The organism is Pseudomonas sp. SCB32 (genome assembly GCF_009189165.1).
Classification (GTDB): Bacteria; Pseudomonadota; Gammaproteobacteria; order Pseudomonadales; family Pseudomonadaceae; genus Pseudomonas.
In genome coordinates, this window is record NZ_CP045118.1 from 5,516,017 (window position 1) to 5,540,809 (window position 24,793).

Here is a 24,793-nt window from a genome sequence, read left to right on the forward strand (position 1 = left end):
GGGCCACCTCCTAGATCCGGGTACGCAATAGATAGCGGCAGATCGGCTCCGGCGGGTCCGCTGCACGCCTATCCAGGCACTCGCCGGGCCTGACCCTCCAGGCCAACTGGATCTCCAGGACGTCCCCCGTTGCGGCACAGTGGCTTTCCGCGGCCGAGCGACAGATATGAAACTCGTCGACCAGCAGCTCCCTGGCGCCCGGCAGCAACGCACCGGCCCGCAGCGCCCAGCAGGCCAGCTGCTGCTCGGCAGCACTGGGCGTATTCGCGCAATCGGCCGGCGTGCCAGGGAAGCTCGCACCGGCAGGCTTGAGGTAGCCCGCCGGGACCGCCTGGCCCGCGCTGCGCAAGCGAATCATCTCCACCAGGTCGTTAGCCAGTGCTGCCGCGGTATTGCGCTGCGCCGAATCCTGGATGTACTGCAGCGAGCGCCCCTGAAGGGCGACCATTCCCAGCAATCCGATGCAGGTCAGCACGACCGCCACCAGCACCTCGATCAGGCTGAAGCCGAGCGTGCGTGTCGTGACCGTCGCGTGCACGACCTGTGGATATCGATCACCCGCAGACCCACTGCCTGAAACGGCGGGATGCCAAGGAGGGGGCATGGCTGTTCCTCACACCTGAAGAGGTGATCTCTATCACCAGATGTGAGTAGCCTGCGACCGCGAAGCGGACCGGGTCAGTCAGACAGGGATGGCGTTCGAGCGAGATTTGTCCGAGAGGAATGCAAAGCAAATCCCAGCGGTCAGTGGAATTGGTACAGCCAACCCCTCTCGCCGTTGAGCGAGATCACCCGGACGGGTCAAGGCAAAGGCAAAAAAAACCGCCCCATGACGGGGCGGCACAAGGGAATGGAAAGATACGGGGCCGCTGCGCTTATGGCGCCTGCTGCACGATCACCGTCTGCGCCGGCATCGGCGCCGGGAAGTTGCTGCCCAGGGCGTCCTTGATGGTGCGGTTGGTATCGAAGTAGACCTGCCAGTAGCTGTCGTTGTGGCAGTACGGACGCACCGCCAGTACCGGGCCGACCAGGTTGAACTCTAGGATTTCCACATCCACCGCAGGTTCGCTCAGCACGTTGGGGATCTGCGCGATGCGCTCCTTGAGCAAGGCGACCGCAGCCTGATAATCCGCCGCGCCGGAGAGCTGCGCCTTGAGGTCCACCCGGCGGAAGGAGTTCTGGCTGTAGTTCTGGATGGTGTCGCTGAAGATCTTGTTGTTGCCCACCAGGGTCAGGACGTTGTCCGGAGTGTTGACCGCGGTGACGAACAGGCCGATCTCCTTCACCGTGCCGGTGACGCCGCCGGCGGTGATGAAGTCGCCCACCTTGAACGGCCGCAGGACGATGATGAAGCCGCCCGCCGCGAGGTTCGCCAGCAGCCCGGACCAGGCCATGCCGATGGCGACGCCAGCCGCTGCGATGAGCGCGGCGATGCTGGTGGTCTGCACACCGAAGTAGCCGAGGATGCCGATCACCAGGAGGATGTTCAGGGTGACCGTGATGAAGGAACCGACGTAGCGCAGTACCGTGGGGTCCACGCTCTGCCTGGCGAGGGCCTTCTCCACCATGCTCACGGCAAGGCCGATGAGCCAGCGGCCGATTACCCAGAAGGCAATGGCCGCGAGAATCTTCACACCGAACTCGAGCGCGTACTGCGAAACCGTCGCCCACAGCGCGTTGATCTTCTCCGTACCTACATTGACGATGTTCGTATCTTCCATGGAAGCGCACCTGCGAGAGAAAGGGACCTGATGAAAGCTAGCACGGCCCCAGCCGTTTGCCCGCCGCAGCGCGCAGCCCAGAGCCCTGGCGGGCTCTGACCATGTCCATCAGCAGTCGCCGGGCAGTGAGGCTATCCAGCGATTGAGCATTTCCAGCCCCTCGCGGTGGACCAGGGTCCGGCCCAGCTCGGGCATCATGTCACCCGGTTTGTCGCTGCCTACGCGATAGCTGAGCACTGACTTCTCCGGGCTGCCGGGATGAATGTCCTCCAGCCGGCCACCCGTGCCGCCGCCCGCCGCCACCGGCGGTTTGCAGATTCCGGAGGCGATGGAAATCGGGGTATGAGGATCGAGGTACAAACCCGAAGTGCGCGCAGCCCCCTTGGGGTTGTGGCAGTGCGAGCAGTTGGCATCGAGGTAGCTGCGCGCCTGCTTCTCCAGGGTTTCGCCTGCGCGCGGATGGCCCCACAGCGCGTTCTGCGGGACCTGCGCCAGCGCCGGCAGGCCCTTGAGGAAGCCGCGCGCCTGCCAGTGCTGCAGCTGGTTCTCGCTGCCACCTTCGTAGGCGAAGTCCTTGTTCAGGTGGCGCGCCTTCGGCCCCAGCGGGGCGATACCGCCGCCCTTCTGCTCGGCATGGCATTCCGAGCACTGGTTGGCGTCCGGAACCATATAAGTGAAGGAGGTCTTGCTGCCGTCCTCGGCGGTCAGCTCCAGCACCGGACTGTCGCCGGCCAGTTCCAGGCGCGCCTCGCGCTGGTCGGCATCCCACACGTAGGGCAACGCGGTCCAGCCGTCCTTCTGCCGCACCAGCACGCGGGTTTCCACCAGACGGACCTTGCCCAGGTCGAGCCCAGCCTTGGGATCGCGATCATCCTGGCTGTTCTGCAGCAGGTTGCCCTGGGCGTCCCTGGGGTAATAGAAGGTCTTGGTCAGCACGGTGCCGACGGGGTAGTCGAAGCGGTCCTCGGCATATTGCGCCGACTGCCCGTCCGGCATCCATACGGTACGCAGCTTGTGCGCGTAGTCGGTGAACAGCGGGGTGTTCAGGTCATAGGGCAACACCTCGGCGGCCGGCGTCAAGTGGCCGCCCGCCAGGTGCAGCATGCCCCAGCCGCTGAGCTTTTCCGGGTAGTCGTCGCCTTCGGGCTGATAACGCGGCTTGCTCTCCTGCCCGCACCCGGCCAGTGCAGCGGCCAGGGCGAGCGACAACAGGAACGAAGCGGGTTTGATCATGCCTTGTTGCCCTTCTCGCCCAGCCCGGCCTGTTCGATCTTCGGCAGCGGCTTGAGCTTGCACTGGTGCGAGCTCATGTCGGTGCTGATGTCCTTGTAGCCGTGCGGCCCGTCGACGTTGACGATGCCGGCGCTGCCGTTGTCGATGCAGATGGCCAGAGCTTCGGGCAGCCTGCCGTCGACCAGCCGCTTCTCGTTGAAGTAGCCGTCCCAGAGGATGTCCGGCAGGCGACCGTTGAGGCCGAACTTGGCGACTTTCAGCGCCTTCAGTTCCATGTGGTCGGGGCTGTCGCCGCCGGGGCCGAAGGTATTGCCGTGGATGTAGATGCCTTCGGGGTAGGGATCGAAATTCGGCTGGGTCGCCTTGTCCGAATAGTTGGTGCTGAAGTAGCTGCTGATGATGACGTTGGCGGTTTTGTGATTGCCGATCTTGTTGTCGAAGATCTCCACGTCGTCGTTGGAGTTCACCACCACGCCCGAACCGGCCGGCACACTGGCCACCGGGGTTCCCTTGTGGCCGAAGTTGTCGTGGTTGTTGCCCTGCACGTCGTTGTCGAAGACGCGGGTGCCACGCCCCGGCTGCTGCAGGTTAGGCATGTTGAAGACGAGGATGCCGCCGGTGTTGTCGGTGGCGACGTTGTTGTAGACGTCGGCGCCGATGGTGTTCTCGATCTCGATGCCAGCGACATTGCGCTCGGCGCGGTTGTTGCGCACCACCACATTGCGCGACTGCCCGACGTAGATGCCCGAGTCGGAGGCGCCAATGGCGACGTTGCCTTCGAGCAGGGTGTTCTCGGTCTGTACCGGATAGATGCCGTAGCCGCCGTTGTCGGTGGAGGCGCCGTTGGTCCACTCGGTGCGGATGTTGCGGATGACGATGTTCTTGCCGCCGATGACCTTCAGGCCGTCGCCCTTGGCGTCTTCGATGGCGAGGCTCTCGATGGTGAAGTCGGAGGCATCGACGAACAGGCCTTCGGCGCCGGCCTTCTGGTTCTTGAAGTTGAGGATGGTCTTGTCCATCCCGGCGCCGCGGATGGTTACGCCATCCACCTTCAGGCTCAGGCTGCGGTCGAGGTGGTAGGTCCCCGCCGGGATGTCGATGACATCACCGGCCTTGGCCTTGATCAGGCGGGCTTGCAGGTCTTTCTGGAAATCGGCGCTGACAACGGCGGTGGGCTTGTCGCCTTCGCCGCAGGCGGCCAGGGCAACGGAGACGGCGATCAGGGACAAGCAAGCGAGACGCATGGCGGGACACTCCGGTCTTGTTCTTATGGTTCTGGAACTATAGTGCCAAGTAATTTCCGTGGGTAGCCCCCAAATGCAGAAAACCCGCGCCATTCGCGGGCTACAGCGGCGCGACCGGTTGGCCACCCCCGAAATAGACAAGCCCCGCAATTGCGGGGCTTGTCTGGATCACGCAGCGAGACCTTCGGTCAGCGCGGGATGTTCGGCTGGCGCTTGGAGCTGCGCTTCTTGCCCTTGGCGTAGCCGGTGGCCTTGCCTTCCTCGGCCTTGTTCCACGGCTTGGAGCCGTCGCTGGCGCGCGGTGGCAGGCCGGTGTGCTGGGTCAGCAGCGGCTTGCCGGTCTTCTTGCTGCCCACCGGGGTGGAGTTCTTGCGGCGTGCGCTCTGGTAGCTGCCATCGCCCGTCGGCTGGTGCGTCGGGATGAGCTGGTGCTTGCCGTTGCCGATCAGGTCGGCGCGACCCATTTCCTTCAGGGCCTCGCGCAGCATCGGCCAGTTGTTCGGGTCGTGGTAGCGCAGGAAGGCCTTGTGCAGGCGGCGGCGCCGCTCGCCCTTGACGATCTCCACGTTATCGCTCTTGTAGGTGACCTTGCGCAGCGGATTCTTGCCCGAGTGGTACATGGCCGTGGCGGTGGCCATGGGCGACGGGTAGAAGGCCTGCACCTGGTCCGCGCGGAAGCCGCTGCGCTTGAGCCACAGGGCGAGATTCATCATGTCCTCGTCGCTGGTGCCCGGGTGCGCGGCGATGAAGTACGGGATCAGGTACTGCTCCTTGCCCGCCTCTTTGGAGAACTTCTCGAACATGCGCTTGAAGGCATCGTAGGTGCCGATGCCCGGCTTCATCATCTTCGACAGCGGGCCTTCCTCGGTGTGCTCCGGGGCGATCTTCAGGTAGCCGCCGACGTGGTGCGTCACCAGCTCCTTGACGTACTCCGGGGACTCCACGGCCAGGTCGTAGCGCAGGCCCGAGGCGATGAGAATCTTCTTCACTCCCGGCAGGTCGCGGGCGCGGCGGTACAGCTGGATCAGCGAGGAATGGTCGGTGTTGAGGTTCTCGCAGATGCCCGGCCAGACGCAGGACGGCTTGCGGCAGTGACGCTCGATCTCCGGGTCCTTGCAGGCAATGCGGTACATGTTCGCGGTCGGCCCGCCGAGGTCGGAGATGACGCCGGTGAAGCCCGGCACGCGGTCACGGATTTCCTCGATCTCGCGGATGATCGAATCTTCCGAGCGGCTCTGGATGATGCGACCTTCGTGCTCGGTGATGGAGCAGAAGGTGCAGCCGCCGAAGCAGCCACGCATGATATTCACCGAGAAGCGGATCATCTCGTAGGCCGGGATCTTCGCGCCGCCGTATTCCGGGTGCGGCACGCGGGCGTACTGCAGACCGAAGACGTAGTCCATCTCCTCGGTGGTCAGCGGGATGGGCGGCGGGTTGAACCACACGTCGGTCTCGCCGTGGCGCTGGACCATGGCGCGGGCGTTGCCTGGGTTGGTCTCCAGGTGCAGCACGCGGTTGGCGTGGGCGTAGAGGACCGTGTCGCTTTTCACCTTCTCGAAGGACGGCAGGCGGATCACCGTGCGGTCACGTTCCAGGCGCGGGTGCGGCAGCAATTCGACGACCTTGGCTTCGTTCGGGTCGTCCTGCTCGCCCTTCTCCTGCTCGATGGCGCAGGCGGCGGTGTCCTGGGTGTTCACGTACGGGTTGATGATCTTGTCGACCTTGCCCGGACGGTCGATGCGGGTGGAGTCCAGCTCGAACCAGCCCTCGGGGGTGTCGCGGCGCACGAATGCGGTGCCGCGCACGTCGGTGATCGATTCGATCGACTCGCCGGCGGACAGGCGCTGGGCCACTTCCACCACGGCGCGCTCAGCGTTGCCGAACAGCAGGATGTCCGCCTTGGCGTCCATCAGGATCGAGTGGCGGACCTTGTCCTGCCAGTAGTCGTAGTGCGCGATGCGGCGCAGCGACGCCTCGATGCCGCCGAGCACGATCGGCACACCCTTGTACGCCTCGCGGCAGCGCTGGCTGTAGACCATGCTGGCGCGATCCGGGCGCTTGCCGGCATTGCCGCCTGGGGTGTAGGCGTCGTCGGAGCGGATCTTCCGGTCGGCGGTGTAGCGGTTGATCATCGAGTCCATGTTGCCGGCGGCCACGCCGAAGAACAGGTTCGGCTTGCCCAGCTTCATGAAGTCGTCTTTGGACTGCCAGTCCGGCTGGGCAATGATGCCGACGCGGAAGCCCTGGGCTTCCAGCAGGCGCCCGATGATGGCCATGCCGAACGACGGATGGTCAACGTAGGCATCGCCGGTGACGATGATGATGTCGCAGGAATCCCAGCCAAGCTGATCCATCTCTTCCTTGCTCATGGGCAGGAAAGGCGCCGGACCGAAACACTCGGCCCAGAACTTGGGATAGTCGAACAGCGGTTTGACGGCTTGCATCACGGGCACCGGGGTATCTCGAAGTAGGTATCGCGGAAAACGCGGGCGCGGAATATAGCACAAAAAGTGTACAAATCCGACCAGCGAACTCAGATTTAACCGGCACGCGCCGGTTCGTCAGTGCCATCATATGGCTATACTTCAGCCACTATCCGCAGTAGGTGCCGGGATGCCCCGAGGCACAGGGAGTGCGTGTCGTGCGTCATCTTTTCGTGCTGATGCTCGCGCTGCTGGTCGGCCAGGCCGCCGCAGTCGAGCTGGACTCCAGCGCCAGTGGCACCTGGCTCAATGGTAGCCTGGAACTCCTCGAGGATCGCGACGGCGGGATGCCGTTCGACGAAGTGCAGCGCAGCGCTGGCTTCGTTCCGGCCAACGGCCGCACCAGCGTCGGCCAGAGCCCCAGCGCCTGGTGGCTGCGCCTGGACCTCGACCGCCGGCAAACACCGCCCGGCGGCTGGTGGCTGGAAGTGGACGCGGTCAACCTCAAGGACCTGCGCCTGTACCTGCCCGATGAGCAGGGGCGCTACGTCGAGCGACTCTCCGGCGAGTCGGTGCCCTTCTCCGCCGGCCGCGACCGTACCTATCGACGCCCGGTGTTCCACCTGCCCGAAGGCGACGGCCCCCTGCGCATCTACCTGCGCACCTTTGACCCCGCCGGCAACTCCTTCCCGCTGCGCGTCTGGGCGCTGGACGACCTGCAGGACCACCGCGCCGATACCAACCTTTTCCTCGGCGTGGTCTATGGCCTGATCACCGCCCTGCTGCTGTACAACCTGTTCATCCTGCTGACCCTGCGCGACCGCGCCTACCTGTGGTACGTGCTGACGACCGCCGCGGCGCTGCTGTTCAGCCTCGGCATGACCGGCCACGGCTTCAAGTACCTCTGGCCCGACCAGGCGGTGCCCTGGTGGCTGGACCGCATCACCCTGCCCTCACTGTGGGGGCTGTGCGTGCACCGCTTCACCATCACCCTGCTGCAGACCCGCCGGCACGTGCGCTGGGCGCACCACCTGCTGAACCTGAACTGCGCGCTGTACCTGCTCACCATCCTGCTCAGCGCCCTGCAGCTGCGCAGTGTCGCCAGCTGGATGCTGGTGGTGATCACCCTGATCGGCGTACCGGCTGCGATGGGCGCCGCGCTGACCCGCTGGCGCCAGGGCTCCCTCCCCGCCTTCCTCTATCTACTCGGTTTCGGCCTGGTGCTCGGCAGCGTGAGTATCTCGGTGATGCGTGCGCTGGCCGTGGTACAGCCGCAGCCGATGACCACCTACATCTTCCCGATCGCCGTTGCCATGGAGTCGGTGCTCTTCTCCTTCGCCCTCACCTCGCGCATCCGCAGCCTCAAGCGGGAACGCGCACATGCGGTGGAGCAGGCCAACCGCGAGAAGAACGCACGCCTCTCGATGATGCAGAGCGCGCAGCAGGACCTGGCCCAGGCGGTCGCCGAACGCACCGCCGAGCTGACCCAGAGCAACCAGCTGCTGCGTGAGCGCGAGGCCCAGCTGCAACACGCGGCGCACTACGACCCGCTGACCAGCCTGCCCAACCGCCGCTTCCTGGTCGAACACGCCGAGCAGGCGCTGGAGCGCGCCCAGCAGAACGGCGAAACCCTGGCGCTGATGCTGATCGACCTCGATCACTTCAAGCCGATCAACGACAGCCACGGCCACGATGCCGGCGACTTCATGCTGCAGAACGTCGGGCATCGCCTGCGCCAGTGCGTGCGCGCCAGCGATTGCGTGGCACGCCTGGGCGGCGATGAGTTCGCCGCGCTGATTGCCGGCCCTGACGCCGAAGGCCATGCCCGCGAGATCGCCAAGCGTCTTCTCAACGAGCTGTCGCGTCCGGTGCTCTTCGACGCACTGGAACTGCGCGTCACCCCCAGCATCGGCGTGGCCATCTACCCGAGCCATGCGATGCAGTTCAGCAAGCTGTACAAGGCGGCCGACCAGGCCTTGTATGACGTGAAGGGCAACGGCCGGGCGAGCTACGCCATCGCCAACGAGAGCGGCAACGAGGGCAGCGAGCTCTGGCAGGACAACGGCCAGACCACGGAAGGCCGCGCCTGATCAGCTGCGATAGCGACGCGGCACACGGGCGGTGACCTTGGTCAGCAGCTCGTAGCCGATGGTTCCGGCGTGGCTCGCCACCTCGTCCACCGGCAGGTTCGCGCCCCACAGTTCGACAGGCTCGCCAACTTCCACATGGGGCAGATCGGTGAGGTCGACCGCCAGCATGTCCATCGACACCCGACCGGCCAGCGGCACCCGGCGCCCAGCCACCAGTACCGGCGCTCCGCTCGGCGCATGGCGCGGATAACCGTCGGCGTAACCACAACTCACAGTGCCGATGCGCGAGGGGCGCTGCGCCACCCAGCTGGCGCCGTAGCCAACGCTCTCCCCGACCGGCACCTCGCGTACCGCGATCAACTGCGCCTCCAGGCTCATCGCCGGGCGCAGGCCCAGCTCGGCCGCGCCGATATCGGCAAAAGGCGTGGCGCCGTAGAGCATGATGCCAGGGCGAATCCAATCCATGTGGGCAGCGGGAATGGTCAGCACGGCGGCGGAATTGGCCAGCGAGCGCTGGTCGAAGTCCAGGTCGAGCACGCTGAGGAAGCAGGCCACCTGGTCTTCGGTAAGGTCATCACCGCGCAGGTCGGCGTTGGCGAAGTGGCTCATCAGGTTCAGCTCGGCCACCTGCGGCGCCTGGCGCAGGCGCGGATGCCAGTCGCGGATCGCCTCTGGCGAGAAGCCCAGGCGGTGCATGCCGGAATCCAGCTTCATCCAGACATTAAGCGCGGTCGGCAGTTGCGCGGCGAGCAGCGCCTGGGCCTGCTCCGGCCCCTGCACGGCCACATCCAGGCGCAGTTGCGCGGCGATCAGGTATTCGTTCGCCTCGAAGCAGCCCTCCAGCAGCAGGATGCGGGCATCGGCGTGCAGCGCGCGCACCTCCGCGGCTTCCTCCAGGCAGGCCACGGCAAAGCCATCGGCCTCATCGTGCAGGCTGCTGACCACCTCCCGCGCGCCATGCCCGTAGGCATTCGCCTTGACCACCGCGAACGCCTGGCGGCCCGGCGCGCAACGCTTGGCGACGGCGTAGTTGTGGCGGATGGCGGAAAGATCGACGGTGGCGACGAGCGGACGCATGGCTGCGGGTCCTGAAACGAAACGGGCGTCCATTTTAAGACGCCCGTCGGCCATGCGATATGTGGCTATGTCACTCGTCTTCGAAGTTGTACATGCCGGGCGCGAGGTTCTCGAAGCGGCTGTAGCGGCCGAGGAAGGCCACGCGCACGGTACCGATGGGGCCGTTACGCTGCTTGCCGAGGATGATCTCGGCGACGCCCTTGAACTCGGTCTCCGGGTGATACACCTCGTCGCGGTAGACGAACATGATCACGTCGGCGTCCTGCTCGATCGCTCCGGATTCACGAAGGTCGGAGTTCACCGGGCGCTTGTTGGGGCGCTGTTCCAGCGAGCGGTTGAGCTGGGAGAGGGCCACCACCGGGCAGTTGAACTCCTTCGCCAGCGCCTTGAGCGAGCGGGAGATCTCGGAAATCTCGTTGGTCCGGTTGTCGCCGGAAGAACCGGGAATCTGCATCAGCTGCAGGTAGTCGACCATGATCAGGCCGACTTCGCCGTGCTCGCGGGCGAGGCGGCGGGTACGCGCACGCATTTCCGAGGGCGAGATGCCGGCAGTGTCGTCGATGAACAGCTTGCGGTCGTTGAGCAGGTTCACCGCCGAGGTCAGGCGCGGCCAATCCTCGTCGTCCAGCTTGCCCGTACGCACCTTGGTCTGGTCGATGCGGCCAAGGGACGCGAGCATACGCATCACGATGGAGTCGGAGGGCATTTCCAGGGAGTACACCAGGATCGCCTTGTCGCTGCGCATCAGGGCGTTCTCCACCAGGTTCATGGCGAAGGTGGTCTTGCCCATGGACGGTCGGCCGGCAACGATGATCAGGTCGGACGGCTGCAGACCGCTGGTCTTTTCATCGAGGTCGGTGAAGCCGGTGGAAATCCCGGTCAGCGCCTCGCTGGTGTTGAACAGATGGTCGATACGGTCGATGGTCTTGACCAGGATGTCGCTGATCCCCACCGGGCCGCCGGTCTTGGGCCGCGCTTCGGCGATCTCGAAGATCTTGCGCTCGGCTTCGTCGAGCACTTCGTTGGCGCTGCGCCCTTCCGGGTTGAAGGCGCTGTCGGCGATATCGCTGCTGATGCCGATCAACTGCCGCAGCGTGGCGCGCTCGCGGATGATGTTCGCGTACGCCTTGATGTTCGCCACCGAGGGCGTGTTCTTCGCCAGCTCCGCGAGGTAGGCAAGGCCGCCCACCTGGGACAGCTGGCCCTCGCGTTCGAGCATCTCGGAGAGGGTCACCACGTCGATCGGCTGGTTGGCTTCGGCGAGCTTGTAGACGGCGCGGAAGATCAGGCGATGGTCATGGCGATAGAAGTCGCCATCGGACACCGCGTCGGACACACGCTCCCACGCATTGTTGTCGAGCATCAGGCCGCCCAGCACCGCCTGTTCGGCTTCGATCGAGTGCGGTGGCACCTTGAGGGAAGCAGTCTGCAGGTCGTATTGCTCGGGGATGGTGATGTCGTTCATGGGCTCTGCGTGCGGTCTCTTCGTGCTGATTGGAACGGCGGAAAAACAAAGGGCACGGTACCGAAATTCAGTACCGTGCCCGATGTTAGCGGACTGATTCGCTCACGCAAGGTGTGCGAATCGTCCTAGCGACGGATCGCTTACTCGGCGACTACAACCACGTGCAGGGTTGCATCAACATCCATGTGCAGTTGCACTTCGATGTTGTATTCGCCTACAGCGCGCAGGGCGCCGTCGGGCAGGCGAACTTCGCTCTTTTCCAGCGGGTAGCCGGCAGCCGAAACGGCGTCGGCGATGTCGCGGGTGCCGATCGAACCGAACAGTTTGCCTTCGTCGCCAGCGTGGGCGCCGATGGTCACGATCAGTTCGGCCAGTTGGGCAGCACGAGCTTCAGCAGCGGCTTTCTTATCAGCAGCGGCTTTTTCCAGCTCTGCACGGCGCTCTTCGAAAGCAGCGACGTTGGCAGCGGTGGCAGCGGTGGCTTTGCCCTGCGGCAGCAGGTAGTTACGGGCGTAACCGCCCTTTACGTTCAGCTTGTCGCCCAGGTTGCCCAGTTTGGCGATCTTTTCCAGCAGGATGACTTCCATTTGAGTCTTACCTCTTAACTTTTAACCTTCACCGTTCGCGGCTTTCTGGCGACGGGCCAGACGACCGCGAAAATCAAACAGACTGTCGACGACGGCGACAAGACAGATCACATTGCCCAGTACGAATACCAGCAGGTACAGCGGTGCCAGCCAGAAGCCCGGAAGCTTCTTCAGCGCGACCAGCCCGTGGCCCAGTGCGATCCCGGCAAACAGCAGCGGGATCATGCACAGCGGCGCCAGCATGGTGGCCGCGGGACCTGCGAAGGGCAGAGCCACAACGCCGACCAGCAGCGCGATAGCCGTGCCCGGCGACAGGCGCAGTGCGCGGAACTCGCGGCCAAACCCTTCCGGGTTGAACAGCACTGCCTGCCAATAACGCGCCAGCATCAGGCACATCAGGCTGATCGTCTGCAGCGAGGCTGCCATCAGGCCGGTGATGGTCGGAACCATCTCCGCCTGCAGGGCGGCCAACTGTTCCGGCGAAAGCTTGGCTTCGGCCAGAACCTGCGGCAGTGCCTTGCCGAACGCATCGGCAAGAGCAGCGACCAACCCGGCCGACACCGTGCTGAGCAGCAGCACGAACACCGCACCGAGCACAACGCTCGCCAGCATCACCTGGTTCCAGGACACCTTGCTGCGCAGAACCTGCGCCAGCACGGCACTACCCACCAGAACCAGACTCACGCTGGGATCACCCAGGTACCACCAGGCCAGTGCCGGAAGCAGCGCCCAGCCCAGGATGCCAAAGGCATCACCGGCGCCACGGCGCAACAGCACCAGACTGCCTGCTGCGGCACCGAGCCAGAACAACGGCTGCAGTACCGCGGCTGCGACGACCACCAGGGTCGCCTGCATGCGGCCTCGCATGACAAATTCAGCCAATGCGCGCATGCGATCTATCCATCAATCCCAGTCGACTGCCCGATCAACGGCCGTGGCTGTCGGTGTAGGGAAGCAGGGCCAGGTAGCGGGCGCGCTTGATAGCGGTCGCCAGCTGACGCTGGTACTTGGCCTTGGTGCCGGTGATACGGCTCGGAACGATCTTGCCGGTTTCGGAAACGTAGGCTTTCAGGGTGTTGAGATCCTTGTAATCGATCTCTTTCACGCCTTCAGCGGTGAAACGGCAGAACTTACGACGACGGAAGAAACGTGCCATGTGTGTGGCTCCTCAATACTGGTCCGGGATTACTCGTCAGCGCTGTCGCGGCTATCTTCGCCGTCAGCGGACTCGCCCTCGTTCGATTCGGGACGCTCACGGCGCTCGCGGCGCTCGTTGCGGCTCTCTTCGGCCTTCAGCATTTCGGACTGGCCGGTAACGGCTTCGTCGCGACGGATGACCATGTTACGGATCACGGCGTCGTTGTAGCGGAAGTTGTCTTCCAGCTCTGCCAGGGCCTTGGCGGTGCACTCGACGTTCATCAGAACGTAGTGAGCCTTGTGCACGTTGTTGATGGCGTAAGCCAGCTGACGACGGCCCCAGTCTTCCAGACGGTGGACTTTGCCGCCGTCTTCTTCGATGGCCTTGGTGTAACGCTCGACCATGCCACCGACTTGTTCGCTCTGGTCCGGGTGAACCAGGAACACGATTTCGTAATGACGCATAAATGCTCCTTACGGATTGCAGCCTGCCGACAAAGCGGTCAGACAAGGAGTGAATGATTTTTTCCTTACCGCTCGGAAGGACGCGCAAACGCCTGCCCGGACGACAAGGGCCGACATTCTAGAGAAGGGGGGAAGGTGGCGCAAGGAAATTGACGATTATTTGTACAACCCCCGCGACCGAGGGCTCTTCGTAGGAGCGAGCTTGCTCGCGAACCGGGCAAGCACGAAGCCGGCGCCGTTCGCGAGCAAGCTCGCCCCTACACAAGAAGCTACGCGCCGGCCTTGAGCTGGCGCTGGCGGACGATCTCGAACAGGCAGACGCCGGTAGCCACCGAGACGTTCAGGCTGCTGACGCTGCCCTGCATCGGCAGCTTGGCCAGGTAGTCGCAGTGATCACGGGTCAGACGGCGCATGCCCTTGCCCTCGGCGCCCATCACCAGCACAGTCGGCCCGGTGAGGTCGAGTTCGTAGAGCATCTGGGTCGCCTCGCCGGCGGTACCGACGATCCACAGGCCGCGCTGCTGGAGCTTCTCCAGGGTGCGCGCGAGGTTAGTCACCGCCACCAGCGGGATCACCTCGGCGGCGCCGCAGGCGACCTTACGTACAGTGGCGTTGAGGGTGGCGGACTTGTCCTTCGGCACGATGACCGCCAGCGCGCCCGCCGCATCGGCAGTGCGCAGGCAGGCGCCGAGGTTGTGTGGATCGGTCACGCCGTCCAGCGCCAGCAGCAGCGCCGGGCCGGTGGAGCGCTCCAGCAGCTCCTCCAGCATGTTCTCGCCCCACACCTGGCTCGGACTGACCTCGGCGACCACACCCTGGTGTACGCCTTCGGCCCACTCGTCCAGTTCCTTGCGGTCACGTGTGCCCACCGGCACGCGCACCTGACCGGCCAGCTCGACCAGCGCCTGGACGCGCGGGTCATGCCGGCCTTCGGCCAGCCACAGCTGCTTGACCCGCTTCGGGTGATGACGCAGCAACGCTTCTACGGCATGTACCCCGTAGACCTTTTCCCACTGACTCATTTCTTCGCCTTACGCTTACGTGCCGGAGCGCCAGCCGCATCACCCTTGGGCTGCGATGCGCCCTTGCGATGCTTGGTCGGCTTGGCGGACCGGGCTTTCTGTTTCGAAGGATTGCGCGGCTTGCCGGCTGCGGGGGCGCCCTTGGCTCTGCCCTTGTCCTGGTCAGCGGCCGGTTTCTTGCCGCCCACCTTGGCTTCGTCGAGCAGCGCCTTCTTCATCTCGCGGCTCTTGCGCACATCGGTGTTGCCGAGCAGTTCATCAGCCTTGGCCAACATTTCCGGCGCTACCGAGGGCAGCGCCTGGACCACGCCGACCTTGCGCTTGCGCGGCTGGCTCGACGGCACCACGGCCACATCGGGCGCGAAGAACGGGTCGTCAGCGACATCGCGCGCAGCCCTGGCCGGCCGCTCGGTTACCGGAGCGCCCCTGCCCACCTTGCCTTTGGCTGCTTTGCCGGCTGCCACCTTACCCTTCGCAGGCTCGCCCTTCTCGCCACGCTTCTTGCGGCCGATGGGCGCGCTCAGCACGTTATCGGACAGCTCGAAGTCGATCTTGCGCTCGTCCAGGTCGACACGCGCCACCACGACTTCGACGGTATCGCCGAGACGGAAGCTGCGGCCGGTGCGCTCGCCGCTCAGGCGGTGATGCACGGCGTCGAAGTGGTAGTAGTCGCCCGGCAGCGCAGTGACGTGCACCAGACCTTCGACATAGATGTCGGTCAGCTCGACGAAGATGCCGAAGCCGGTCACTGCGGTGATCACGCCCGGGAAGGTCTCACCCACGCGCTCGCGCATGAACTCGCACTTCAGCCAATTGGTGACGTCGCGGGTCGCCTCGTCGGCGCGGCGCTCGGTCATCGAGCACTGCTCACCCAGTTGCGCCAGGCGCGGCTCGTCGTACGGATAGATGCGCGCTTTGGGCATGCTGGTGGCGCCTACGCGCTGCACATGCTCGGACGCCGCCTTGGAGCGGATCAGACCACGGATGGCGCGATGGGTCAGCAGGTCCGGATAACGGCGGATCGGCGAGGTGAAGTGGGTGTACGCCTCGTAGTTCAGGCCGAAGTGGCCGGCGTTCTCCGGGCTGTACACCGCCTGGCTCAGGGAGCGCAGCATCACGGTCTGGATCAGTTGCAGGTCCGGGCGGCCCTGGATGGATTCCAGCAGCTTCTGGTAGTCCGCCGGGGTCGGATCGCCCTTGCCGCGGTACAGGGTCAGGCCCAGCTCACCGAGGAACTGGCGTAGGTTGTTCAGCTTCTCCTGCGGCGGGCCGTCGTGGACGCGGTACAGCGCGGGGATGGCGTGCTTCTCCAGGAACTTCGCGGTAGCCACGTTGGCCGCCAGCATGCATTCCTCGATCAGCTTGTGCGCATCGTTGCGCTGGGTCGGGCGGATTTCCGAGATCTTGCGGTCCGCGCCGAAGACGATGCGGGTTTCCTGAGTCTCGAAATCGATGGCACCACGCACGTGGCGCGCGCCGACCAGGACCTTGTACAGGTCATAAAGCGTATTGAGGTGCGGCACCACCGCCGGCAGCTGCTCCTTCAGGCGCTGGCCCTCGGGGCTGTCCGGGGTTTCCAGGTACTGGCTGACCTTGGTGTAGGTCAGGCGCGCATGGGAGTGGATGACCGCCTCGTAGAACTGGTAGTCGGTCATCTTGCCGGCCTTGGAGAGATTCATCTCGCAGACCATGGCCAGGCGATCGACCAGCGGATTCAGGGAGCACAGGCCGTTGGAGAGGATCTCCGGCAGCATCGGGATCACGCGCTCGGGGAAGTACACCGAGTTGCCGCGCTTGGCCGCCTCTTCGTCCAGGGCCGAACCGACCTTCACATAATGAGAGACGTCGGCGATGGCGACGAACAGCTTCCAGCCGCCACCTTTGCGCTTCTCGGCGTAGACCGCGTCGTCGAAGTCGCGGGCATCCTCGCCGTCGATGGTGACGAAAGGCAGGGCGCGCAGGTCGACACGCTTTTCCTTGTCCTTCTCCAGCACTTCGGGCTTGAGCTTGGCCGCTTCCTTCTCCACCGCCTCGGGCCAGGTGTGGGGAATGTCATAGCTGCGCAGCGCGACTTCGATTTCCATGCCCGGCGCCATGTAGTCGCCAAGCACTTCCACCACTTCGCCCTGGGCCTGGCGATGCACGCTCGGCCAGACGTCGATGCGCACTTGTACGAACTGGTTATGCCTGGCCTTGCCAGCCTTGCCCGGCGGGATCAGCACTTCCTGCTGGATCTTCGGGTTGTCGGCAACCACCGTACCGATGCCGCTCTCATCGAAGTAGCGGCCGACGATGGTCTCGTGGGCACGTTCGACCACTTCCACCACCGCGCCTTCGCGGCGGCCACGGCGATCGAAGCCGGACACACGCGCCAACGCGCGGTCGCCGTCGAACACCAGGCGCATCTGCGTCGGGCTGAGGAACAGGTCGTCGCTGCCGTCATCGGGAATCAGGAAGCCGAAGCCGTCGCGGTGGCCGGCGATGCGGCCGAGGATCAGGTCGAGCTTGTCCACCGGCGCGTAGGCGCCACGGCGGGTATAGATAAGCTGGCCGTCGCGCTCCATGGCGCGCAGTCGGCGGCGCAGTGCTTCTTCCGGCTCTTCGCCGGAGAGGCCGAGTTCGTCCATCAACTGGGACCGCGTCGCGGGTGCACCGCGCTCGGCAAGGTGCGCCAGGATGAGTTCACGGCTGGGGATGGGGTTGTCGTATTTTTCCGCCTCGCGGGCGGCCTCGGGATCGAGGTTTTGCCAATCGGCCATTAAAGTGAGGTCACCTTATCTATATAGGGATGGTTCGCCATCTGCTTATTGAAGCGCGAAATCCGCTCGTCGGTCAGCTTTGGGCGCGAATAAATTTTTTATCGCATCAGGGGTTTACAAGCGAAACCCGGCTCCGTATAGTTCGCGCCCACAGCGTCAGACAGACGTTGTAACACGGAAGCGATGAGCGATCATCACATCCAGTGCCCAGGTGGCGGAATTGGTAGACGCACTAGGTTCAGGTCCTAGCGGTGGCAACACCGTGGAAGTTCGAGTCTTCTCCTGGGCACCACTTATTCAAGGATAAAGTCAGTCTCTGACAGGCTTTATCAGGCGGGTTCGGAACCCTGATAACCGAACGATAGACCGTCAGATGCAACCAAGGGTTGCATCACCGCAAGACGATGAGCGATCATCGCACCCCATGCTGAAAAGCATGCCCAGGTGGCGGAATTGGTAGACGCACTAGGTTCAGGTCCTAGCGGTGGCAACACCGTGGAAGTTCGAGTCTTCTCCTGGGCACCATCTTCAAACGAAAAAGCCGAGCACTGCTCGGCTTTTTCGTTTTCGGCTTTCCGCAACTCAGAGCCCCCCCCTCTCAAGCAACGCCCACAGCATTCGCTGCCCTCTCACGCCACCAGCCTCTCTTGCGCCACCAGCCCTATAAGGCACCGCGAACGCCCCATCTTCCAGATGCATACCCCAGAAACGACAACGGGCCGCATAAGCGGCCCGTTGCGATGCACAGCTCGGATCAGGCGAACGGGTGACGCAGGACGATGGTCTCCGCGCGATCCGGGCCGGTGGAGATGATGTCGATGGGCGCACCGACCAGCTCCTCGACGCGCTTGATGTAAGCGCGAGCGTTGGCCGGCAGGCCTTCCAGGGTCTGGACACCGACGGTGGACTCGCTCCAGCCCGGCAGGTCCTCGTAGATCGGCTGCAGGCCGATGTAGCTGTCGGCATCGGTCGGCGCGTCGACCAGCAGTTCACCGGCGGCGTTCTTGTAGCCGGTGCAGATACGCACGGTTTCCAGACCGTCGAGAACGTCCAGCTTGGTCAGGCACAGGCCGGACAGGCTGTTGATCTCGATGGCGCGACGCAGGATGACGGCATCGAACCAGCCGCAACGACGGGCACGACCGGTGGTAGCGCCGAACTCGTGACCAACCTTGGCCAGGTGCGCACCGACGTCATCGAACAGCTCGGTCGGGAACGGGCCGGAACCCACGCGAGTGGTGTAGGCCTTGGTGATACCCAGGATATAGTCCAGGTACAGCGGACCGAAGCCCGAACCGGTAGCGGTGCCGCCAGCGGTGGTGTTGGAGCTGGTAACGAACGGGTAGGTACCGTGGTCGATGTCCAGCAGCGAACCCTGGGCGCCTTCGAACATGATGTTCTCGCCAGCACGACGCAGGTCGTGCAGGGTCGAAGTCACGTCAGCCATCAGCGGACGCAGCTCTTCGGCATAGGCCATGCACTCTTCCAGGGTCTTCTGGAAGTCGACGGCCGGCTCCTTGTAATAGTTCTGCAGGACGAAGTTGTGGTAGTCCAGCAGCTCGCCCAGCTTGGCGGCGAAACGCTCGCGATGGAACAGGTCGCCGACGCGCAGGCCGCGGCGCGCCACCTTGTCCTCGTAAGCCGGGCCGATGCCGCGACCGGTAGTACCGATCTTGGCGTCGCCACGAGCCTTCTCGCGAGCCTGGTCCAGGGCCACGTGGAAGGACAGGATCAGCGGGCAGGACGGACTGATGCGCAGGCGCTCGCGCACCGGTACACCCTTCTCTTCCAGCTTGGCGATTTCACGCATCAGTGCGTCGGGTGCCAGCACCACGCCGTTACCGATCAGGCACTGCACACCTTCGCGCAAGATGCCCGACGGGATCAGGTGCAGTACGGTCTTCTCGCCTGCGACAACCAGGGTATGACCGGCGTTGTGGCCGCCCTGGTAACGCACCACGGCAGCAGCCTGGTCGGTCAGCAGGTCGACGATCTTGCCTTTGCCCTCATCACCCCACTGGGTGCCCAGGACTACGACATTCTTACCCATAACTCTTATCCCCATCGTGGATGTTCGGTGCCGGCCGCGGCCGGCAGAAACTCGAGTGACGCGCCTTAGAGCGCGGCCACCTGCCAATTGCCATCGCGAACCAGCAGTTGCCGGTCGCAGCCCGCTTCGGTAGCCGAAGCCGCATCCTGCCCGGGCAGCGCCTGTACCACGCGCACGCCCTGACGGCGCAGCTGCTGCACCGCCTGCCACAAGCCGGCGCCATCGGCCGGCGCCCAGACTCCGGTGCGCGGCTCGTCGAGCTGGGCGCGGCCGAGAGTGACCAGGGTCTTGAGGTCGGTAGAGAACCCAGTGGCCGGACGCGCACGGCCGAAATCAGCGCCGATGTCGTCGTAACGGCCGCCCTGGGCGATGGACTCGCCAACCCCAGGTACGAACGCGGCGAACACCACGCCCGTGTGATAGTGATAGCCACGCAGCTCGCCGAGGTCGAAGTACAGCGGCAACTGCGGGAAGCGCGCGGCCAGCGAGTCGGCGATGGCTGTGATATCCGCCAGCGCGACCTGCACCGGAGCCGGAGCCCCAGCAAGCACTTCACGCGCCTGGCTCAGCACCTCGCGGCCACCACACAGCTCAGCCAGCGCGCGCAGCATGCCGGCGAGATCGCCCGGCAGGCCTTCGGTCAGCGCCGCGACTTCATCCACGGCCTTGCGCTGCAGGGCGTCGAACAGCAGTTGCTCGACCTCGCCGGACAGCCCGGCAGCCTGAGCCAGGCCACGGTAGATACCAACATGACCGAGATCCATGTGCACATCCGGCACCTGGGCCATCTCGAGCATGTCGAGCAGCAGGCTGATGACCTCTACGTCGCCGGCCGAGCCGGTATCACCGTAGAGTTCAGCACCCAGCTGGATCGGGCTGCGCGAAGTGGCCAGCGCACGCGGGCGGGCATGCAGCACGCTGCCGGCGTAGCACAGGCGGTTCGGGCCTTCGCGGCGCAGGCTGTGGGCATCCATGCGCGCCACTTGCGGCGTGATGTCCGCGCGGAAGCCCATCAGGCGGCCGGACGCCGGATCAGTAACCTTGAAGGTACGCAGATCCAGATCCTGGCCGGCACCGGTCAGCAGGGATTCCAGGTATTCGATATGCGGGGTGACGACGAACTCGTAACCCCAGCGCTGGAACAGGTCAAGCACCTGACGGCGGGCTGCTTCAACGCGCGCCGCCTCCGGTGGCAGCACTTCTTCGATCCCATCTGGCAGCAGCCAGCGGTCTACCGTTGCCATGTCGCCTCTCCCCTTTCAGCCGGGCGGCACTTCAATGAATGCAGTAAAGAAGGACGGTGCCGAGCAGCATACTGCCCAGCCCGATGAGTCTCAGACTGCGGTCGCCAAGGCGACCGAGCCCGCTCACGGCGTCGCGCCAACCACGCGGATACAGGAATGGAAGGATGCCTTCCAGCACCAGCAACAGACAGAACGCTTTGCCGAATTCCTGCCACATGGCTCTCGTACATGAATCTCGCGGACGCAAAAAAGCCGGGATTTCCCGGCTGACCCATGATAACACGATTTCTCCGACGGGCGCTGCCGCCCGCCGGAGAGTTACAAGGGGCCGTTGATGTTTCGGCGTGAACCGCGTTGCTGCGGCAAATCACGCCAGGCTAGGCGCGGGACGACGGTAATGGTCGCCCCCTACCTAGTCCCGCAACGACGCATGGCGTGATTTGACGCGCAACCCAAAGGGACGAACCCCGTGTTGCGCGGCGCCCAAGCCTCGATTTGGCATCAGGACAACTCGCAACGCGGGGTTCGGCGCGGTCACGACGAAGCGTCGACGGACCCTTACGGTTTAGCTTTTTCCAGATAGCGGAAGAATTCGTTGCGCGGATCGAGCACCAGGACGTCCCTCTTGTCCGCGAAGCTCTCGCGATAAGCCTTGAGGCTACGGGTGAAGGCGTAGAACTCCGGATCGGCGGTGTAGGCCTTGGCATAGATCGCCGCCGCCTTGGCATCACCGTCACCGCGGGTTTCTTCCGACTCGCGATACGCCTCGGCCAGCAGCACGCGACGCTGACGATCGGCATCCGCGCGGATACCCTCAGCCAGCTCGCGACCCTTGGCGCGGTGCTCGCGGGCCTCCCGCTCACGCTCGGTGCTCATGCGCTCGAACACACTGCGGTTCACTTCCTTCGGCAGATCGATGGCCTTGACGCGAACGTCGATGACCTCGATACCCAGCTCCTTCTGCGCCATGCGGTTCAGCGAAGCGGTGATGTCGCCCATCAGCGCGTCACGCTCACCAGAAACCACTTCGTGCAGAGTGCGCTTGCCGAACTGGTCACGCAGGCCGGCCTCCAGACGACGGGACAGACGTTCGTCGGCGATCTGCTTCATGCCGGAAGTCGCGGTATAGAAGCGCTCGGCATCGGCGACGCGCCACTTGGCGTAGGCATCGACCATCACCGCTTTCTTCTCCAGCGTCAGGAAGCGTTGGGTCGGAGAGTCCAGGGTCAGCAGGCGGCCGTCGAACTTGCGCACCTGGTTGACGTACGGAATCTTGAAGTGCAGACCCGGCTTCACGTCCGCGTCGACCACGCGACCGAAGCGCAGCAGCACGGCGCGCTCGGTCTGCTGGACGACGTAGACGGTGCTCCACAGCGCAACCGCGGCAACGACGGCAGCGATCAGGGCAATCAGAGACTTGTTACTCATCAGCGGCTCTCCCTGGTACGCATGTCACGCTGCTGCAGGTCGTTGGCCACCCGCGAACCGATGTCTTGCGCGCTGCTGGTCGTGCTCGGCGTGCTACTCGGAGTTGCCGAGCCACGGCCGTCCATCATCTTGTCGAGCGGCAGGTAGATCAGGTTGTTCTGACCCTGCTGGCCGGTGACCAGCACCTTGCTGCTCTGGCTGAGGACATCCTGCATGGTATCCAGGTACAGACGCTGGCGAGTGACCTCCGGCGCCTTGTGGTATTCGCCGGCCAGCTTGGTGAAGCGATCCGCCTCACCCTGGGCGCGGGATACCACCTCATCGCGGTAGCCGTTGGCTTCCTCGATGATGCGCTGGGCCTGACCACGGGCTTCGGGCACCACGCCATTGGCGTAGGCTTCCGCCTGGTTCTTCTCGCGCTGCTCATCCTCGCGGGCACGGATCACGTCATCGAACGCTTCCTGCACCTCACGCGGCGCCGCGGCGCTCTGGATGTTCACCTGGGTCACGGCGATGCCGGTCTTGTAGGTGTCCATGAAACGCTGCAGACGCTCACGCACCTCGGTGGCCATCTGCTCACGACCCTCGGTGAGGATCTGGTCCATGGTGGTCGAGCCAGCCACGTGGCGCAGCGCGCTTTCGGTGGCTTGCTGCAGACTGACTTCCGGCTGGTCGACATTGAGCACGTAGTCCTGCAGGTTGCTGACCTTGTATTGCACGGTCAGCGGAACCTCGACGATGTTCTCGTCCTCGGTGAGCATCTGCCCCTGCTTGCTGTAGGCCCGCTCGCGGGTGACGTTCTCCTGGAACTTCTTGTCGATCGGCGGGAAGTAGATATTCAGGCCGGGACCTACGGTCTCGTGGTACTTGCCGAAGCGCAGGATCACTGCCTGCTCCTGCTCGTCCACCACGTAGATGGCGTTGTACAGCCACAGCACGGCGAGGATACCCAGGCCGATGCCGAACAGCCCCAGGCTACCGCCCTTGCCGTTGCCACCACCGCCGGTACCGCTACCACGCTTGGGCTTGCCGAAAATTCCGTTCAGGCTGTCTTGCAGCTTGCGGAATGCCTCATCCAGATCAGGGGGACCCTGGCGACCGCCACCACGGCGTCCACCCCAAGGGTCCTGATCGTTCTTGTTCGAGTTGTCACCCGGCTCGTTCCAAGCCATAGCGCTCTCCATCTGATAACGCGAAAACGCGCCTATGGCGCGCCCACCCATGCTACCGAATGCCTCCGCCGCTGCCAAAAGCAGCGTTCCAGGCTTTATTGCAAAGTGTGTTGCGCAATGAACTCCGCCGGTTGCCAGCCTTCACGGCTGACCAGGCGGTTCAACTCGACACGCGGCAGGCGAACCTGCAACACGGCGCGTCCTTGCTCGTCATGCTCCTCGGACTGTACCGCACCCAGCTCGAAGAACTGAGCACGAAGTCGTCCCAGGCGCTGCGGAAGGCAGAGCGTTCCAACAAACATGTCCTCCCCCAGCAATTCGGCGATCGCCTGCTCCACCAACTCCAGCCCGCGGAACTCACGCGCCGACACCCAGACCCGGACAGGCTTGCCCAGTTCGTCGCGCTGAATCTGCGGCTGCATGTCCGGCAGCAGATCGATCTTGTTGTATACCTCGAGCATCGGCAGCTCATTGGCACCGATTTCCTGCAGTACCGCCAGGACCTGCTCGATCTGCGCATCACGTTCCGGCTCGTGGGAGTCGATCACGTGCAGCAGCAGGTCGGCATTGCTCGACTCTTCCAAGGTAGCCCGAAACGCCTCCACCAGCTTGTGCGGCAGGTGGCGAATGAAGCCCACGGTATCCGCCAGCACGATCGGCCCGACGTCATTCAGCTCCAGGCGGCGCAGGGTCGGGTCGAGGGTGGCGAACAGCTGGTTGGCAGCGTAGACCTCGGAGGTGGTCAGTGCGTTGAACAGCGTGGACTTGCCGGCGTTGGTGTAGCCAACCAGGGATACCGCCGGGATCTCCGCGCGACGGCGGCCGCGACGAGCCTGCTCACGCTGGCTGCGAACCTTCTCCAGGCGCGACTTGATCTGGCGGATGCGCCCACGCAGCAGTCGACGGTCGGTTTCCAGCTGGGTTTCACCCGGGCCACGCAGGCCGATACCGCCCTTCTGGCGTTCAAGGTGAGTCCAGCCGCGCACCAGGCGCGTGCTCATGTGCTCGAGCTGGGCGAGCTCCACCTGCAACTTACCCTCATGGGTACGCGCACGCTGGGCGAAGATATCGAGGATCAACCCCGTCCGGTCGAGCACACGGCATTCGAGCGCTCGCTCGAGGTTGCGCTCCTGACTCGGCGTAAGGGTGTGATTGAAGATGATCAGCTCGACCTTCTCGGCATGGACGAGGTCGTGCAACTCTTCGACCTTGCCGCTGCCGATCAGGTACTTGGCTGAGGGCTGGTGGCGCGAAATGCTGACGAAGGCAACCGATTCCGCACCCGCCGAACGTGCCAGCTCCTGGAACTCCTGCGGGTCTTCGCGCGCCTCGGGGTCCTGACCTTCCAGATGGACCAGAATGGCCCGTTCCCCACCACCCGGGCGCTCAAAGAACAAGGCAGACTCCCGTCAAACGTTGCCCGGCTCGGCCGGCTGATCACCGCTGGGCAGACGCACCGGACGGCTGGGAACGACGGTGGAGATGGCGTGCTTGTAGACCATCTGGCTGACAGTGTTTTTCAGCAGAATCACGAACTGGTCGAAGGATTCGATCTGGCCCTGCAGCTTGATGCCGTTGACGAGGTAGATGGAAACCGGGACGCGTTCTTTGCGCAGGGTATTGAGGTAAGGGTCTTGTAGCGAATGCCCTTTTGACATATGCCGCACTCCTTGTAA

Annotated in this window: 21 protein-coding genes and 2 tRNA genes; 3 read left to right on the forward strand and 20 right to left on the reverse strand. The window is 64.3% G+C overall.

Annotation, left to right across the window (positions count from 1 at the left end; translation table 11 throughout):
* Nucleotides 1–10: 10 nt before the first annotated feature.
* The 5 genes from pilV to GA645_RS25310 all read right to left on the reverse strand — a co-directional run bounded on the left by pilV (nt 11) and on the right by GA645_RS25310 (nt 6,642).
* Entirely contained in the window at nt 11–538 is a 528-nt protein-coding gene (gene pilV / locus GA645_RS25290; protein ID WP_256676023.1) for a type IV pilus modification protein PilV, read from the reverse strand.
* A gap of 337 nt (nt 539–875) precedes the next feature.
* Nucleotides 876–1,721, reverse strand: a complete 846-nt coding sequence (locus GA645_RS25295; RefSeq protein WP_152226563.1) for a mechanosensitive ion channel family protein — start codon at nt 1,719–1,721, stop codon at nt 876–878.
* Nucleotides 1,722–1,829: 108 nt separating this feature from the next.
* Nucleotides 1,830–2,954 carry an SO2930 family diheme c-type cytochrome gene (locus GA645_RS25300; protein WP_152226565.1) on the reverse strand — a complete coding sequence of 375 codons (1,125 nt, stop codon included), beginning with the start codon at nt 2,952–2,954 and terminating at the stop codon, nt 1,830–1,832.
* Nucleotides 2,951–4,198 (reverse strand): parallel beta-helix domain-containing protein, encoded by a 1,248-nt coding sequence (locus GA645_RS25305; protein WP_152226567.1) that lies wholly within the window; start codon nt 4,196–4,198, stop codon nt 2,951–2,953. The genes GA645_RS25300 and GA645_RS25305 overlap by 4 nt, the downstream gene beginning before the upstream one ends.
* A 188-nt stretch (nt 4,199–4,386) precedes the next feature.
* Nucleotides 4,387–6,642, reverse strand: coding sequence for a YgiQ family radical SAM protein (locus tag GA645_RS25310; protein ID WP_152226569.1), 2,256 nt, complete (start codon nt 6,640–6,642; stop codon nt 4,387–4,389).
* 197 nt (nt 6,643–6,839) lie between these two features.
* On the opposite strand from GA645_RS25310, the gene GA645_RS25315 reads away from it, so the two are divergent.
* Nucleotides 6,840–8,711, forward strand: a complete 1,872-nt coding sequence (locus GA645_RS25315; RefSeq protein ID WP_152226572.1) for a GGDEF domain-containing protein — start codon at nt 6,840–6,842, stop codon at nt 8,709–8,711.
* Here the strand turns inward: GA645_RS25315 and alr are convergent, their stop codons facing one another.
* The 8 genes from alr to rnr form a co-directional block, all read right to left on the reverse strand.
* Entirely contained in the window at nt 8,712–9,788 is a 1,077-nt protein-coding gene (alr, locus tag GA645_RS25320) for an alanine racemase (RefSeq protein WP_152226574.1), read from the reverse strand.
* 70 nt (nt 9,789–9,858) lie between these two features.
* The gene (gene dnaB, locus GA645_RS25325; RefSeq protein WP_152226576.1) at nt 9,859–11,253 is read right to left on the reverse strand and encodes a replicative DNA helicase; all 1,395 of its coding nucleotides are present in this window, start codon (nt 11,251–11,253) and stop codon (nt 9,859–9,861) included.
* A gap of 140 nt (nt 11,254–11,393) precedes the next feature.
* Nucleotides 11,394–11,840 carry a 50S ribosomal protein L9 gene (rplI, locus tag GA645_RS25330; RefSeq protein WP_138214047.1) on the reverse strand — a complete coding sequence of 149 codons (447 nt, stop codon included), beginning with the start codon at nt 11,838–11,840 and terminating at the stop codon, nt 11,394–11,396.
* A 21-nt stretch (nt 11,841–11,861) separates the two neighbouring features.
* A complete protein-coding gene (locus GA645_RS25335) occupies nt 11,862–12,731 on the reverse strand; it encodes a hypothetical protein (RefSeq protein ID WP_152226578.1) in 870 nt (289 codons plus the stop codon).
* A 34-nt stretch (nt 12,732–12,765) separates the two neighbouring features.
* Nucleotides 12,766–12,996, reverse strand: coding sequence for a 30S ribosomal protein S18 (gene rpsR / locus GA645_RS25340; protein ID WP_003095634.1), 231 nt, complete (start codon nt 12,994–12,996; stop codon nt 12,766–12,768).
* A 29-nt stretch (nt 12,997–13,025) separates the two neighbouring features.
* Nucleotides 13,026–13,442 carry a 30S ribosomal protein S6 gene (gene rpsF, locus GA645_RS25345; protein WP_054906367.1) on the reverse strand — a complete coding sequence of 139 codons (417 nt, stop codon included), beginning with the start codon at nt 13,440–13,442 and terminating at the stop codon, nt 13,026–13,028.
* 269 nt (nt 13,443–13,711) lie between these two features.
* Entirely contained in the window at nt 13,712–14,464 is a 753-nt protein-coding gene (rlmB, locus tag GA645_RS25350; RefSeq protein WP_152226580.1) for a 23S rRNA (guanosine(2251)-2'-O)-methyltransferase RlmB, read from the reverse strand.
* Complete coding sequence (gene rnr / locus GA645_RS25355; RefSeq protein WP_152226582.1) at nt 14,461–17,223, reverse strand: ribonuclease R; 2,763 nt, start codon at nt 17,221–17,223, stop codon at nt 14,461–14,463. Before rnr ends, rlmB begins: the two co-directional genes overlap by 4 nt.
* A 205-nt stretch (nt 17,224–17,428) precedes the next feature.
* Between rnr and GA645_RS25360 the strand changes: the two genes are divergently transcribed.
* Nucleotides 17,429–17,515: transfer RNA gene (locus tag GA645_RS25360), tRNA-Leu, on the forward strand.
* Between the two features lie 146 nt (nt 17,516–17,661).
* Nucleotides 17,662–17,748, forward strand: a tRNA-Leu gene (locus tag GA645_RS25365).
* Nucleotides 17,749–17,977: 229 nt separating this feature from the next.
* On the opposite strand, the gene GA645_RS25370 is transcribed toward GA645_RS25365, so the two are convergent.
* The 7 genes from GA645_RS25370 to hfq form a co-directional block, all read right to left on the reverse strand.
* Entirely contained in the window at nt 17,978–19,273 is a 1,296-nt protein-coding gene (locus tag GA645_RS25370; protein WP_152226584.1) for an adenylosuccinate synthase, read from the reverse strand.
* A 65-nt stretch (nt 19,274–19,338) separates the two neighbouring features.
* Complete coding sequence (locus GA645_RS25375) at nt 19,339–20,517, reverse strand: ATP phosphoribosyltransferase regulatory subunit (protein WP_152226586.1); 1,179 nt, start codon at nt 20,515–20,517, stop codon at nt 19,339–19,341.
* Between the two features lie 31 nt (nt 20,518–20,548).
* Nucleotides 20,549–20,734, reverse strand: a complete 186-nt coding sequence (locus GA645_RS25380) for a DUF2065 domain-containing protein (protein WP_037012084.1) — start codon at nt 20,732–20,734, stop codon at nt 20,549–20,551.
* Between the two features lie 341 nt (nt 20,735–21,075).
* Complete coding sequence (gene hflC / locus GA645_RS25385; protein WP_152226588.1) at nt 21,076–21,945, reverse strand: protease modulator HflC; 870 nt, start codon at nt 21,943–21,945, stop codon at nt 21,076–21,078.
* Complete coding sequence (gene hflK / locus GA645_RS25390) at nt 21,945–23,117, reverse strand: FtsH protease activity modulator HflK (RefSeq protein WP_152226590.1); 1,173 nt, start codon at nt 23,115–23,117, stop codon at nt 21,945–21,947. The genes hflC and hflK overlap by 1 nt, the downstream gene beginning before the upstream one ends.
* Before the next feature lie 95 nt (nt 23,118–23,212).
* Nucleotides 23,213–24,514 carry a ribosome rescue GTPase HflX gene (hflX, locus tag GA645_RS25395; protein WP_152226592.1) on the reverse strand — a complete coding sequence of 434 codons (1,302 nt, stop codon included), beginning with the start codon at nt 24,512–24,514 and terminating at the stop codon, nt 23,213–23,215.
* Between the two features lie 12 nt (nt 24,515–24,526).
* Entirely contained in the window at nt 24,527–24,775 is a 249-nt protein-coding gene (hfq, locus tag GA645_RS25400; RefSeq protein ID WP_015479145.1) for an RNA chaperone Hfq, read from the reverse strand.
* Nucleotides 24,776–24,793: the final 18 nt, after the last annotated feature.